Here is a 13,842-nt window from a genome sequence, read left to right on the forward strand (position 1 = left end):
CTTAGACAGAATATCGACACTTGATAAAGTTAAAGACTCAAAAAAATCAGCTTTCCGAATTATTATTAGCGTGAGCCAGAGATGGACACGGTAATAAACAGAATTTGCTTGGTGACAATAGCCTTGTGGAACCACCTGATCCCATCCCGAACTCAGAAGTGAAACGCAAACGCGCCGATGGTAGTGTGGGGTCTCCCCATGTGAGAGTAGGTCATTGCCAAGCGCCTAATTATCTCATTGAGATGTAACGAAGCCAGCTGAATAAGCTGGCTTTTTTGCGTCTGCAATTTGTTAAATCAGCGTTAATACAGAACATTGTTCTATTCGTTTTAGCTCTGGTCATTTCGCTAGTTCTTTACGTTTTTTCCTTCCTTTATTTCAGATTTTTATACTCTAAGTTGATTATTTACATCAAGATCTCGCTTAGTTTGATAAGTCCTTTTGCTTAGTGGTTAGTTTCCCGTTAGCATACAAAACTATTCACATTTTTGTTAAAGGCTGTCTGTTGCCTATGCTTCGTAAGCTTTCGCTCGCGGTACTGCTCCCTCTGTGTATGCTGACACTATATTTAGTGTTGGTCATAGGCGAGTACCTGTTTGAAAGCGATCAAGTGCGGGCTGAATTGGCGCAGCGACAATCGACACTGATAAAGCAGCAGTTGTTCCGGATGCAGAATGTGGTTCAATCGGCGCAGGCTTTACAGGATGTGGAGCGGATCGAGCAGGAGGTTTCTTTAGCTGCGCTGGATATGGGCACTATGGTTTATATCTTAGTTGATGCTGATAGCCGTATTCGTTTTGCAAACCATACTGTTTGGCGCGATAGCAATGCCATGCAAGTCATTGATGGTTATGATGCTACTCGTCATCGTGCTGTGGTTCAGGCTTTCCTGCCACAAATTCTCGTTAATCTCGAACGTTTAACCATTCAAGCATATTATCCCGTCTTGCCTCAGTATGGTGGTGCGGTTGATTTGATTTATCTTGAAGCCGATTTAGCGCCTTTAGTTGCCGAAGCTTCCGCTAAGTTACAACAACGTTTTATGCGGGTTTGGGGGCTGGGTGGATTATTACTCATTGGTTTTACCTTCATTCTCTATTTCCTGTTGATCCGTCCATTCCAAATATTAAGTGAGGCCGCTAAACAGGTAGGGACTTCTTCCTTTTCGACATCGATCCCTTGGAGCTCATCAGAAGTCTTATCATTGCAAGCCAGTTTGCAACAGGTACATGAACGTTTGAGTCGTGCTGTGAAACAGTTGAATGACAGTGAACTGCGCTGGCTGTTTGCGGTGGAAGGCTCGCGGAACGGTATTTGGGATTGGGATATCAGCACGGGTGAGGTTTTTCTATCTGATCGCTGGAAAGAGATGATCGGTTATGCACCGGATGAATTAGCGGGCGTATTCCAGACTTGGGAAACGCGGTTACATCCCGATGATAGGGATATCGTACTTGATGCTTTGCAGGAGTACGTTAGCGGTAAGAGTAAGGAATTTGAAAGTGTCCATCGCCTGCGACATAGAGAGGGGCATTATGTGTGGGTGCTGGATCGCGGCATGTTGGTTGATTGGGACCCTCAAGGACGTCCGACTCGGATGATCGGCATTCATATGGATGTGTCAGAAAGTGCCAAGAACCATGCTGCGATTAATGAACTTGTGGATCAATCGGTTACGGGGCGCAAGATGTTACCCGATGTCTTTATGGCGCGACTGTCGCAATTTTTAACCCAAGGTAATAGTTCAGGTCAATGGGGAGCATTGCTGCTTGTTGAGATGGATAGATTAGGCTTGGTCGCGACTCTAAACTCCCACGAATTAGAGCGCTTACTCACGCAAGTGGCTGCACGTCTATCGAGTTATTTCACTGAGAATATTACCGTTGGTCGATTGGAGTCCGGTGATTTTGTTTTGCTGGCGAAAGACTTAGCGATTGATGCTTCAGTGGCTGCGCGTCGTGCTTTAGCGCTTGCGAGTGAGTTAAGGCAAGTGATTGCTCGACCATTCCATTACGGTCATCATCACTTTGAGCTCAGCGCGAATGTGGGGATTTGTTTGCTCGACAGCATAGAGACCTTAGATCCAGCTTTAGTCATGCGCCGCGCCGAGCTAGCAACCTTGAGTGCTAAGCGACCAGGGCAAGCGGGATGCGCTTTCTATCATGCTGAGATGGATTTACGTCAGAGCCGTGATGAACAGTTACAACAGGAATTACAGACAGCATTACAGCAAGATAGCATGACGTTAATGTTCCAACCTGTGATGAATGCGCACAGTGAATTGGTCTCGGCTGAAGTGCTCACGCGTTGGTATCGTGCCGATGGCGAGTTTATCCCACCTGCAGAGTTTGTAGCGTTAGCCGAACAGGGAGGAATGATTGCTGAACTCGACCTTTGGGTCGCTAAACGTGTGTGTCAGTTTATTCAGACATCCCATGCCCAAGGCCGGAGTTTACCGACTTTAACTCTTAATATCAGTGCATTCTCATTTGGTCAGGCAGATTTTGTTGATGCATTGGTTGCGTTAGTTAAAGAGCATGGCATTGTGGCTCATCAATTGGGTATTGAGCTCAATGAGGCCGCATTGTTAATGCAACCACAGTTTGTGGCTGAGCGCGTGTCTAAGTTAGTTAATGCAGGGATAGGCATCGTCCTCGATCATTTCGGTTCTGGCTCGAGTGCTTTGAGTTGTTTAGCTAACCAGCCATTAGTTGCGGTTAAATTGGATATGAGTTGTATTGATTCATTAGCCGCAATGCCACAAAAAGTGAAGGCGTTAATTGTCTCTGCGCAGCAGTTTAATTTGCATGTGGTGGCTAAAGGCGTTGAATCACCCCAACACTATCAAGCCTTTGTTGAATTTGGCTGTGATGGTTATCAGGGCTATTTATTCAGCCGAGCGCTAAACCAAGCGGACTTTATCCAGCTTGTTTGTCCTCGTCCTTTATTGCGAAGCGTTTAAAGAAGTCGAGCGCATAATTTAAGGCTTGGTTCCGATAGGCGTCTTTTTCCATAAAAATCTCATGGGCAGCCCCTGCGATCACCTTCAATTGGCAATGAGTGCTCACCGCAAGATTTTGGGCCGCATTATCAACAATCTTATCTTCACTCGCTTGCAGTATCAGGATCGGCGTGCGAATTTGCGCCGTTGCCAGTACGCAAGTGTCTGCTGCATCTAAAGATTCTGTCAACCAACGGTTAGTTGGGGAACCGAGTTGTAACTTAGGGGCCGCGTCATACAAGTCTCGATAGGCTTGGTATCTACTTTGGCAATGGGTTAGCTCATTTCCTTTGAAGGGAACCGGTTTATAGTTCTGTCCTCCAAGCACATAGTTAGGTTCGCCGCCATTGAGAGTGGTATCGAGCTTACTTGCTAACCAGCGCACGAATGCTTTTGGCATAGGTAATTTGATGCCATACATGGGCGCTGAAAATGCCGCGGCGGTAAAAATATCGGGATGCTGTTTGAGATACAAAGTGCCAATCGCGCCACCCATTGAATGGCCAAGTAGCATGAGTTGTTTGTCGTTTTGCGGTAACACTTTCTTCTGCATAAACAGTGCAAAATCATCGATATAATCATTGAATCTTCGCACGTGGCCCATGTGCGTATTGATTGTCATACGATCCGACAATCCTTGGCCACGGTGATCGATGGCATAAACAGAGTAACCCTGTTGGTACAAGTCGAAGACCAATTCTTGGTACTTTAAATAGGATTCAACTCGGCCATTACTGAGAACGATTGCGGTATGCGCTTGGGGATGTTTGACCATCATATAGGCCAGCGTGATGCCATCAGCTGTGATCAGCGTGTCTTGAACAACGCTTTGCCAGAAGGCTTGCTGCTCTGAGGTATTTAAATCGTGTTCAGTCGAAAATGTCGCTTTGGCTTGGCTCATACTCAGTCGCAAATCATTTGGCTTGAATGGTTTGCTAGAGTGTAACAGACAACCATGGGAGTCTGAAAATACCGACTCCCATGGTTGTGATTAACTTAGCGTGTCGCCTTTTTAGCTTCAATAAAATCATTGATTTGCTGTTCGAGGATCGACATAGGTACTGAGCCATTTTCGAGCACAGCATCGTGGAAGGCGCGAATATCAAACTGATCGCCGAGTTCCTGTTCTGCTTTAGCACGTAACCGCTTGATCGTTAACTCGCCAATCTTGTAGGACAAAGCTTGTCCTGGCCACGAAATATAACGGTCAATTTCGGTCGTGACATTGTGCAGTGATAGCGCGGTATTGCTGGCCATAAAGTCGATGGCTTGTTGACGGCTCCACCCTTGGGCATGCATGCCTGTGTCTACGACTAAACGCGCCGCCCGCCACATTTCATAGGTTAAGCGGCCAAAGTTACTGTAGGGATCTTGGTAGAAGCCAGCCTCCAAACCTAAGTATTCGCAATACAGACCCCAGCCTTCACCGAAGGCAGAGATATAGCCATAACGACGGAAGTCAGGGAGTGACGTTAGCTCAGAGTTGAGTGATATTTGCAGATGATGACCGGGTACGGCTTCGTGCAAAGTTAAAGCTTCTAACTCGTAGAGTGGGCGTTTGTCCAATGCATAAGTGTTGACCCAGTAGTAACCGGGTTCGTCATCGCTGTTCGATCCTGAATATCGTCCCGTGGTGTATTTCGGCGCAATTTCGGCGGGCACTGGCGCTATGCCGTAGGGTTTACGGGGAAGTTTGCCGAAGTATTTAGGCAGCATGGCATCGGCTTTTTTGGCAATAAATGCCGCTTCTTTGAGTAACTGATCGGCACTTGTGGTGTAGAACTGGGCATCGGTCCGCAGGAAATGTAAGAAGTCGGCAAAGCTGCCTTTAAAGCCAACGGACTTGATGATTTGCTCCATCTCTTGGCGGATACGCTTAACTTCTTTTAAGCCCAGCTCATGCACTTCTGCCGACGTCATATTCAAGGTCGTATAGTAACGAACTCGATTCTCATAAAACTCAGCACCGTTAGGTAAGCTGCTGGCCGCGATATTTTCCCGTGCATTGGGAATGTACTCTTTGGTCATAAAATCATAGAAGTTTTGATATAGCGGTAGGACTTTTTGCTCGACTAAGGCGCGACCTTCTTGGGTCAGCTGAGTTTTTTGTGCTTCAGTGAAATAGCTGGGGTATTGGGTAAAAGGTTTGAAATAACCGCTCTTTTCCACAGGGACGATATAAGCACTGATACTGTCTTCAAAGCCATTGAGTGTCACTTTAGGCGGCGTTATTCCCTCGGCTAATCCTTGTTTCAGCCAGTGAGTTTGCTGGGCGAAATAGGTCGGGAGTGCATTGAGTTTGGCAATATAGTTGCGGTAATCCTCAAGGGTGTTGAATCTTCCCTGTGCGATTGAGGTGATATAAGCGTGGAAGCCGCTTTCCGCGGTAATGGGCAAGTAATAATCTTTAAAGCGATACAGGTCGACATCGTTTTGGATCTGATCTTCCAGTATTTGAGCGTTAATCTTATCTTCTTTACTCAAACTGCTGCGGTCGAGTGCTTTGAGCTGCGCTAATACTGCGATTTGGCCTTGATTGAGCTTAGCGAGCGCAGCTGGCGAGAGATCCGATAACTTTCCTGCGGCACTGGCATCACCCATGCTGTAAGCCATTTCAGGACTCGCGCTGAGCTGTAATTGCCAGCTTTGGTCGATAATCGCCTGCAGCGCGGGAGCTATGGGCTCAACTTGCGATTGTGTTGTCGATATTGCCTGTGGCGCTGCGGTTTGGCTATTTTCTGTGATTTGAGTGGCACTGCAGGCGCTTAATGCGCATATCAATAAACTGGGGGTTAAGAGTTTATGCATAGTCGATCTCTGATATTTTCTTTGTTATTGAAGTCATTATGCCTGATGAATACGGCAGTTCCTTGTATGGATATTAAGCAGAATTGTGACTGAATGTGAATTTAAATGCGTTTGGCGCATAAATGCCCCTGAAAATGCGTGTTAAACTTAGTGTCCGCCCGCGACCAAATAACAAAAGCATTGGCTGGGTAGTTCAAATAGGGGTTAAATATGATTGATACATCCATTCCATTGGTGGATCTGCATCGTCACCTAGACGGTAATGTGCGAGTAAACACCATTTGGGAACTAGGACACCAACACGGCATTGCGCTACCTGCCGATTCTTTAGAGACTCTCGCACCTTTTGTGCAAATTCAGGGGAAAGAAACTAGCTTAGTCGCCTTCTTAAAGAAGCTCGATTGGATGGTTGGCGTACTCGCTGACTTGGATGCGGTTAAACGCGTTGCCTATGAAAACGTTGCCGATGCGGCGTTGTCTGGCTTAGATTACGCTGAGTTACGTTTTAGTCCTTACTATATGGCGATGAACCATAAGTTACCGATTGAAGGCGTAGTTGAAGCGGTAGTCGACGGCGTTAAAGCGGGCTTAAAAGACTATAACGTGAAGATCAATTTGATTGGTATTTTGTCACGTTCATTCGGTCAAGCCGCTTGTACTCAAGAACTTGAAGGCTTACTCGCCCATAAACAACATCTCGTGGCTATGGACTTAGCTGGAGATGAAATGGGCTTCCCTGGCGAGTTATTTAACGATCACTTTAAACGTGTTCGTGATGCTGAACTGGCGATTACGGCTCACGCCGGTGAAGCCGCGGGTTCACAAAGTATGTGGCAAGCGATTCAAGAACTTGGCGCGACGCGAATTGGTCACGGGGTGAACGCGATTCACGATCCTAAGTTGATGGAATATCTTGCTAAGCACCGTATTGGTATCGAATCTTGCCCAACCAGTAACTTGCATACTTCTACTGTCGCTTCTTACGCTGACCATCCTTTTAGAACTTTTATGGATGCAGGCGTATTGATCAACTTAAATACCGATGATCCCGGTGTGAGCGCTATCGATATTAATCATGAGTATCGTATTGCTAAAGCTGAACTCAAATTAACCGATGCCGAGTTAGCGCAGGTGCAACGCAACGGCGTTGAAATGGCGTTTTTATCCGACAGTGAGCGCAAAGCGCTGTATGCCGCTAAGGTATAAGCTCTGAGTCATTAATAAAAATAGCTATAAATAAAAAATCCGACTCTAGAGTCGGATTTTTTTATGAGCGTTCACGAGTGCAGCTATATGCGCTTTAGATCACGCGCGAGAACTGTTGCTGACGTGCTTTTTGACGATAGTAAAGATCGAAGCACATACAGATATTGCGGATCAATAAACGGCCAGTTGGGCTGATAGTGATCTGTCTGTCGACGATTTCAACTAACTTGTCATCGATAAATGTCTGCATTAACTTAAGATCTTCCGCGAAATAGGTTTCGAAGTTAATCCCCAATTTTTCATCAATTTTCGCCATATCCAGTTCGAAGTGGCAAATCAGCTGTTTAATCACTACGCGGCGGATTTCATCGTCACGGTTCAGGCTACAACCTTTCCACAAAGCATGGCCTTCCTTATCTATGGCTTCATAGTAAGGGCGGATATCTTTCTGGTTTTGCGCATAGCAGTCGCCAATCTGGCTGATGGATGACACGCCAAGACCTAACAAATCGCATTCTTCTTGGGTGGTATAACCTTGGAAGTTACGGTGCAGTCTGCCTTCACGCTGTAACTTGGCTAACTCGTCATCGGGTTTAGCAAAGTGGTCCATACCGATATATTGGTAGCCCGCGCCAGTTAAGGTCTCGATAGTTTGGTGCAGCATTTCGAGTTTTTGTTTTGGCGAAGGTAAATGCTCGTCTTTGATCTTACGTTGTGCAGCAAAGCGCGCAGGTAAGTGAGCATAGTTAAATACCGACAGACGGTCAGGCGATAAATCTAAAACGCGCTGCATAGTGACGGCAAAGGTTTCTGGCGTTTGGTGTGGCAAACCATAGATTAAATCTATGTTGGTCGACACAAAACCCATGGCTTTCGCTTTGGCCATCAAGTCGAAGATAAATTGCTCGTCTTGTTCGCGATTAACGGCAATTTGTACTTCTTTATTGAAATCTTGTACGCCGATGGAGATCCGGTTAAAACCCGCTTCTTTCAACGTGTCGAGCATTGACAGTTCTATCTCGCGAGGATCGACTTCAATTGAGTACTCGCCTTCTTCCGCAAAGTTAAAGTTAGCTTTAATCAATGACGTAAGTTTAAGAATCTGCTCAGGATTTAAGAACGTAGGTGTACCGCCGCCCCAATGCATTTGGGTCACACTGTAATGTTTAAACAGGGGCGCACGTTTGATAATTTCTTGGCTCAAATATTCAATGTACTGATCGGCTTTGTGTTGGTGGCGGGTGATGACTTTATTACAGCCGCAGTAATAACAAAGCTTGGCGCAGAACGGGATATGAATATACAGCGACAGTTTATCGCTTTTGCTATTTTCAATGGCCGTCAGCAGGTTTTGTTCGGTGAATGTGTCATCGAACTCCAATGCCGTTGGGTAAGAGGTATAACGGGGACCGCTGTAGTTATACTTTTCGATCATCGACTGATCCCAGCTAATCTGAGTGGGCTGCTTCAAGGCGTGTCCTCCGTGGGTAAATTAGCAACAAGCGAAGTATGCAAGGTTCTTAAGTAAATAACCTTGATCTAGGTTGTAAAAATGACGTCTGTCTTTTTAGAAGTTACGCAATATCTATCAAAAAAGTACGCTTGTCTGTCGATATGTGGTGGTTTTGTGCGCAGGCTCACGGGAGAAAGCAGAGTAAGATTTGAGTGGGTTTTATCGAGATGACCTCAAAACCACAACATAAGTAGTCTTGAGGTATAACAATGAGCGGGTTTAATGCATCGCTTTGGCTTGGTAATCCGCCAGTTTTTTCGCGTCATCACTAATGCCTTGCTCTAATGCCGCTTCGGACTTCATTCTGATCAAGTCTAACTTCATCCTTTCTTGCTTAGGCAAGGCTTGGCGAGCATCCATGATGGGATGATCTTTAATTAGCTCAAAGTGTTTGAATAATGAAGGGTAATAGGGAGCCACGCGCTCACTCAATGACAGGATTTCAAATAATCGCCCAATTCTGACCACACCTTCAGAGATCTCACAGCGGTCTTCAATCATGGCTGTGGCGATATAGCGGATATCATCTAAAACTTGGGCGCGTTTTGCATTCGCCGTGACTTCACGCTCGGCTTGTTCGGCCTGCTGACGCTTTTTTTGCTGCTTGAGTTTTAGGATTAAGAAGGTGGCGTAGCTACTAAGCGCTACTATGATGATAAAACCGAGAATAATGATAGCCGTAGACACAGAGACTCCTTATATGAATGGCATAAGGAGCACAGCTAAAAAACTGAGTTCCCTATGCCTTAGCACTGAGAGGTTTAGAACTTGTCTTGATAATCTTTCAGTAAGTCAGCGCCTGATTCGAACTTGTCGAACAACTCATCGTCAGACAAAGACTTAGCTGGTGATGAAGGTGCGTCATCATCCATATCGTCGCTAATGCCGAGTTTAACCATCAGAGCTTCAATCTTATTTAGCTGTTGATCTAACCATTTTTGATCCACATCGTTGAGATCACGGCCTTCTTCCAGCATATCTAACAGCTGATTTAGTCTTGGATCTTCTTCCAATTTCAGCAGTTTTTGTTCGTCAGTCAGCTTAGCTTGTTTCACTTTTGGCTGAGCGGCTTTATCTGTAACCACTGCCGCTGGAATCGCTAAAGCAATAGGCTTTTTGCTGCCATGACGCGGGTCTTTTTTCTTCGCGGCCTGCTGTTGCGGCGCTTGCGCTAAAATTAAGCTTTCGTTATGACGACTGCCTGATTTATTGCCAGAATCTTTACGTTTGCCAGTCGCTACAGCGCGATCTTGCTTCTTCACTCTTGGCTGTAACTTAGGGCTGTTCTCGCCGCCCTTGCGTGTTTTCTTGCTACGAGACATGGTCTTCTCAATTGTTTACAACGTATGGCCCCGTAGACTAAGGTTGAGCTTGTCTACAAGGTGCGAAATTAGGCCGAGTGTTATATCAGATTATGATGTTTTTTGCATCAAAACGAGGTCCTTTGCGGCAAATAATAGTTCAAAATCGCTATTGTTTGCTAGGTACTCGAAGGTTTGTCGCTGGTAAAAGCTCACATGGGTGAGGTTGTTCTTGTAATGCCACTTAGCAAAACCATCTAATTCAGTCAGTAACGGTGTGCTTATCGCTAACCAACCACCAGGATGCAGTAGTCGAGAGAGTAAGGCCCACTCTTTTATTGGGTACTGAAAATGTTCAAAAACGCGATAACAGCAGATAAAATCATATTCTTGCTTTAACACATCATGATTCGGGGCAAAAAAGGGATCGTATTGGTTTAACTTGTGGCCCGCATTTTCTATGGTCGCCAGACTCTCATTATCGAGTATGCGTCCAAAATTCAATCCTAATAAACGACCAGCTTGCTGCTGCTCTAATTGCGCTAACAGCGGCAAAATAAATTGCGATAGCTGCTTTTGCTTCAACGCTATGCGTGAACGACCGTATCTTTGTTTCTCTGCCGCGGGTGGTAAATGGCTATTGGCATCCGCAAAGGTTAACTCACATGTCTTGCAAACATAAAAACTCCGCTTTTTATCTTGATGAAGGAGTTGTGTCTGACTGTTATGACAAAGAGGGCATCTGGGCATTGAGTCTGCTGAACTGGTTATTAAGGCTTTGATTGTACCAATTATATTGGTCGAGTGCACATTTTAGACACTAGGGTGTGTTACAAAAGAAAAAAGGCGGCAGTTAAACTGCCGCCTTACAAAGGGTGCTTTAGCACCTTATCCTGATTCCAAGTATCCATACTTGCTATGCGACTTTCCCGGTCGGTATCCTTCTTTTTTTTACTGCTTTCCCTGCATTATTTTTGTTAACGGTCTTCCAGACACTTTATTTTTTCTGTCGCCATCCTGACCACAGTTTCCGTAGATGGTCTCGCGACACATCATTGTATAGCATCGTCATCATTGACGTTTAGTTAACCATCCGTGTTACTTAAGTACCTTCCAGTGATAACAAGCATCCAGCCAGTGCATCCTAAGCTTATCGCTTCCTTTGCGACAGTTTACATCATGTAAACTGTGTCCTGATGGGGCAAGTTACCCTGAGTGTAAGGCGTTTTGCTAGAAGCAAATTGGCGTTATCGGCCATACCTTACAAAATTGTGCTGACCTGGATTTCAAGTGGAAATCACGACTCTTGTTATTATTAGAGAGTGGTCTTAAGTATATTATTGTTATTGAGTGTCTTTATTCTTATATCTTGAATGTTAATTATACCGAAACCTGTAAGTTATTATTAATCTTTTTGTACAAACAGATGGGTTTATCTCGGTACGGGGCTTATTAAACCGAAATCTGTGATCTATGTCAAGCATGAATCTTATGCAGTTTACGTTCACGTCAACTTGGTGGTGTAAAAAAAGGGTGATAATACACCCCTTTCTTAACTGACTAAGATTACTTCAGGCTAGAAAGATACTTAGATAGTGCGTCGATATCGCTATCGCTTAGCTTTTTAGCCACATCTTGCATCATGCCGTTCAGGTCATTATGACGACCCGCTTCACGGAATTTTGTCAGTTGGATCTTGATGTAGTTGGCGTGTTGGCCAGCCAATGTTGGGAAGCCTGCAAGTTCAGCGCCTTTACCATCTGGGCCATGACATGCCATACAAGCGGTAATACCACGGGAAACATCACCACCTTTGTAAAGTTTAGCGCCTAACTCAGGGATATCTTTTGCTTCAGCCACTTGGATTGCTTGGCTAGAAAAATATGCAGTAATGTCTAGAATATCCTGATCGCTTAGAGGCATTGCCATGCCACTCATGATAGGATCCATACGACCGTCTTTACCGCCAGTTTGCGCTGCACTACGGAAATCATGTAGTTGCTTTTGGAGGTAAGTGGCGTGTTGGCCCGCAAGTTTAGGGTACATATCGATCATACTGTTACCGTCCATACCATGGCAGGCTGAACAGACAATGATTTTCGTTTTTCCCGCTTCAGCATTACCTTCAGCAATCGCAGGTGAAGATATGGCGGCAATTACAACAGACAGCGCAAGAGCTAGCTTTTTCATGGCGTTCCAACTTCTGGTTAAGATTATTATCCTGAGCTTACTAGGGTGACCCGCAAGCGTGGTAAAATATGATTAATGTGATCGGAGTAATATTTTACACGAAAACGTGGAAAAGTAAGTAATTCTTCATAAATTATGGTATTGCGTAGAAAAATTTCGGAGTAAATAGTGACTGAATCTCGTATAGATTTTCGTAGGGCAAAGTTTTTAATCAGTGCACCTGACATTGCACATTTGGATCAATATCTGCCCGGCGATGTTGGAGTTGAGATTGCATTTGCTGGCCGCTCTAATGCTGGAAAGTCTAGTGCACTCAATGCATTAACTGAGCAAAAAAGTTTAGCAAGAACCAGTAAAACCCCTGGCCGAACTCAATTAATTAACGTATTTGAGTTAGATGCTCAGCGTCGTTTAGTTGACTTACCTGGCTATGGTTTTGCACAAGTCCCGCTTGCGTTGAAAAATAAATGGCAGCAGGCATTAGGTGAATATTTGCAAAAACGCGCTTGTTTAAGTGGCGTGGTTGTCTTGATGGATATACGTCATCCACTAAAAGATCTCGATATGCAGATGATCGAGTGGGCGGTTGCCAGTGAAATCCCTGTGTTAGCTTTGCTGACCAAGTCAGACAAATTAGCTCAAAGCGCTAAGATGAAAACCGTAAATGAAGTGCGTCTGGCGTTGAGTAAGTTTGGTGACTGGGTACAAGTTGAGCCTTTCTCATCGCTCAAAGGAACCGGTAAGCCTAAAGTGCTGGCTATTCTAAATGAATGGTGTCATCCGCAATGGTTGACCGATGAGTTAGATGCGGCGAACAACGCTGAATAATATTGCCTGTTTTGGCGTACATGGTCGAGTTTGACTGTGTATGCCGCCTCTCTGTTCTTACTGTAATTTTCCTTATCTTTCCCTCTTGTTAAGCTTTTATCCCTATTAACTTTTCGTCAATTTCAGGCAAAAAAATAGCCGATGACAGTGTCACCGGCCAAAAATATTAGCTCTTTTGGGGAGAAGCTAAATTCAACAAGACTCAAGCACCACCAAATTAGCTTCAATGGTTCTCAATGAAACTAGCATACAGCCAATTTACTTTTTATTAAAGTAAATACTCTAAAATTTACTTTAAGTTTGAAAAAAGAGCAAAAAAAAAGCCTCAGCAAACAAGTTGCTGAGGCGCCAGAATTTGGCTCATCACTATAAGTGAAATAAAGGTCTGAAAGATAGAACATCTTAACCTCTGTACCCTACGCAGAGAATATTACTTCATTTATCTTTAAATGGAAAACAGTTTTTTCAAAAAAGGGGTAATTATGTGCGCTTGATCTCAGGTTGTGAGCGAAAAAGCATCTTAAATTGATCTTAAAATTTCATTAAAAATGCATAGTCGGCTGATTTAGCGGGATAATCAGAAATTTATATACAAAAGAGATCAATATTTGAGATTTAATGTTTTTACTCTAAATCCGGCTTAAAGTTTTAGTGTACGCGTGAGAGAACAACCTCTATGGCGCTCTTAAGTGTATACAGCTCACTTGAATCCAGTTTCAATTCGAGTAAATCACCCCCTTTAATATTCATCTGCTGCGGCAGCAGTGCATCGATGAACTCTACTGCCACATGTATCAGGTAAAGATTGTTTGGCTGTGAGTCATGCATTATGTCGGTAGTTAAGTTGCGCCGAACTTAACGATCTAATACGTGCGGAGTCGAGATTGCTTCGTTGGAGTCATACATTGTGCTGCTGATGCAGTTTTTATTGACTTAATCATCGGATTTGTAATGTTAAAAGATAATTGACGCACAGTGATAAAAGGGGCTCAGTA

Annotated in this window: 10 protein-coding genes and 1 rRNA gene; 4 read left to right on the top strand and 7 right to left on the bottom strand. The window is 44.5% G+C overall.

Translation table 11 applies throughout. The features are described 5' to 3' along the window. The first annotated feature begins 107 nt into the window (after nucleotides 1-107). Nucleotides 108-223 (top strand): 5S ribosomal RNA (gene rrf / locus Q4Q49_RS21535). A gap of 288 nt (nucleotides 224-511) precedes the next feature. Further along, nucleotides 512-2,962: an EAL domain-containing protein gene (locus Q4Q49_RS21540; protein ID WP_312000400.1), complete on the top strand. Its 2,451-nt coding sequence runs from the start codon at nucleotides 512-514 to the stop codon at nucleotides 2,960-2,962. On the opposite strand, the gene Q4Q49_RS21545 is transcribed toward Q4Q49_RS21540, so the two are convergent. Next, a complete protein-coding gene (locus Q4Q49_RS21545; protein ID WP_312000401.1) occupies nucleotides 2,919-3,902 on the bottom strand; it encodes an alpha/beta fold hydrolase in 984 nt (327 codons plus the stop codon). The genes Q4Q49_RS21540 and Q4Q49_RS21545 overlap by 44 nt on opposite strands. Nucleotides 3,903-3,997: 95 nt before the next feature. Then, nucleotides 3,998-5,809: a DUF885 domain-containing protein gene (locus Q4Q49_RS21550; protein ID WP_312000402.1), complete on the bottom strand. Its 1,812-nt coding sequence runs from the start codon at nucleotides 5,807-5,809 to the stop codon at nucleotides 3,998-4,000. 210 nt (nucleotides 5,810-6,019) lie between these two features. Between Q4Q49_RS21550 and add the strand changes: the two genes are divergently transcribed. Then, nucleotides 6,020-7,015, top strand: coding sequence for an adenosine deaminase (add, locus tag Q4Q49_RS21555; RefSeq protein WP_312000403.1), 996 nt, complete (start codon nucleotides 6,020-6,022; stop codon nucleotides 7,013-7,015). A gap of 94 nt (nucleotides 7,016-7,109) precedes the next feature. Here add and hemN read toward each other — a convergent pair whose 3' ends face one another. From hemN to Q4Q49_RS21580, 5 genes are all read right to left on the bottom strand, one after another. Next, nucleotides 7,110-8,486 carry an oxygen-independent coproporphyrinogen III oxidase gene (hemN, locus tag Q4Q49_RS21560; RefSeq protein ID WP_006084752.1) on the bottom strand — a complete coding sequence of 459 codons (1,377 nt, stop codon included), beginning with the start codon at nucleotides 8,484-8,486 and terminating at the stop codon, nucleotides 7,110-7,112. Nucleotides 8,487-8,747: 261 nt separating this feature from the next. Next, complete coding sequence (locus Q4Q49_RS21565) at nucleotides 8,748-9,215, bottom strand: DUF2489 domain-containing protein (protein WP_312000404.1); 468 nt, start codon at nucleotides 9,213-9,215, stop codon at nucleotides 8,748-8,750. Between the two features lie 74 nt (nucleotides 9,216-9,289). Then, complete coding sequence (gene yihI / locus Q4Q49_RS21570; protein WP_006079359.1) at nucleotides 9,290-9,850, bottom strand: Der GTPase-activating protein YihI; 561 nt, start codon at nucleotides 9,848-9,850, stop codon at nucleotides 9,290-9,292. Between the two features lie 90 nt (nucleotides 9,851-9,940). Beyond that, complete coding sequence (locus tag Q4Q49_RS21575; RefSeq protein ID WP_107950056.1) at nucleotides 9,941-10,579, bottom strand: class I SAM-dependent methyltransferase; 639 nt, start codon at nucleotides 10,577-10,579, stop codon at nucleotides 9,941-9,943. 816 nt (nucleotides 10,580-11,395) lie between these two features. Beyond that, a complete protein-coding gene (locus Q4Q49_RS21580) occupies nucleotides 11,396-12,019 on the bottom strand; it encodes a cytochrome c (RefSeq protein WP_106648819.1) in 624 nt (207 codons plus the stop codon). Nucleotides 12,020-12,187: 168 nt separating this feature from the next. Here Q4Q49_RS21580 and yihA point away from each other — a divergent pair, with 168 nt between their 5' ends. Then, nucleotides 12,188-12,847: a ribosome biogenesis GTP-binding protein YihA/YsxC gene (gene yihA, locus Q4Q49_RS21585; protein ID WP_312000405.1), complete on the top strand. Its 660-nt coding sequence runs from the start codon at nucleotides 12,188-12,190 to the stop codon at nucleotides 12,845-12,847. The last annotated feature ends 995 nt before the right edge of the window (nucleotides 12,848-13,842 follow it).

It is taken from the genome of Shewanella sp. SP1S1-7 (assembly GCF_031932105.1).
GTDB classification, from domain to species: Bacteria; Pseudomonadota; Gammaproteobacteria; order Enterobacterales; family Shewanellaceae; genus Shewanella; species Shewanella baltica.

What these genes read in the sequence shown, in the direction of transcription:
- add (WP_312000403.1), top strand. Translation starts at nt 6,020, where the DNA reads ATGATTGATACATCCATTCCATTGGTGGATCTGCATCGTCACCTAGAC.
- Q4Q49_RS21545 (WP_312000401.1), bottom strand. Translation starts at nt 3,902, where the DNA reads ATGAGCCAAGCCAAAGCGACATTTTCGACTGAACACGATTTAAATACC.
- yihI (WP_006079359.1), bottom strand. Translation starts at nt 9,850, where the DNA reads ATGTCTCGTAGCAAGAAAACACGCAAGGGCGGCGAGAACAGCCCTAAG.
- Q4Q49_RS21550 (WP_312000402.1), bottom strand. Translation starts at nt 5,809, where the DNA reads ATGCATAAACTCTTAACCCCCAGTTTATTGATATGCGCATTAAGCGCC.
- Q4Q49_RS21575 (WP_107950056.1), bottom strand. Translation starts at nt 10,579, where the DNA reads ATGCCCAGATGCCCTCTTTGTCATAACAGTCAGACACAACTCCTTCAT.
- Q4Q49_RS21540 (WP_312000400.1), top strand. Translation starts at nt 512, where the DNA reads ATGCTTCGTAAGCTTTCGCTCGCGGTACTGCTCCCTCTGTGTATGCTG.
- Q4Q49_RS21580 (WP_106648819.1), bottom strand. Translation starts at nt 12,019, where the DNA reads ATGAAAAAGCTAGCTCTTGCGCTGTCTGTTGTAATTGCCGCCATATCT.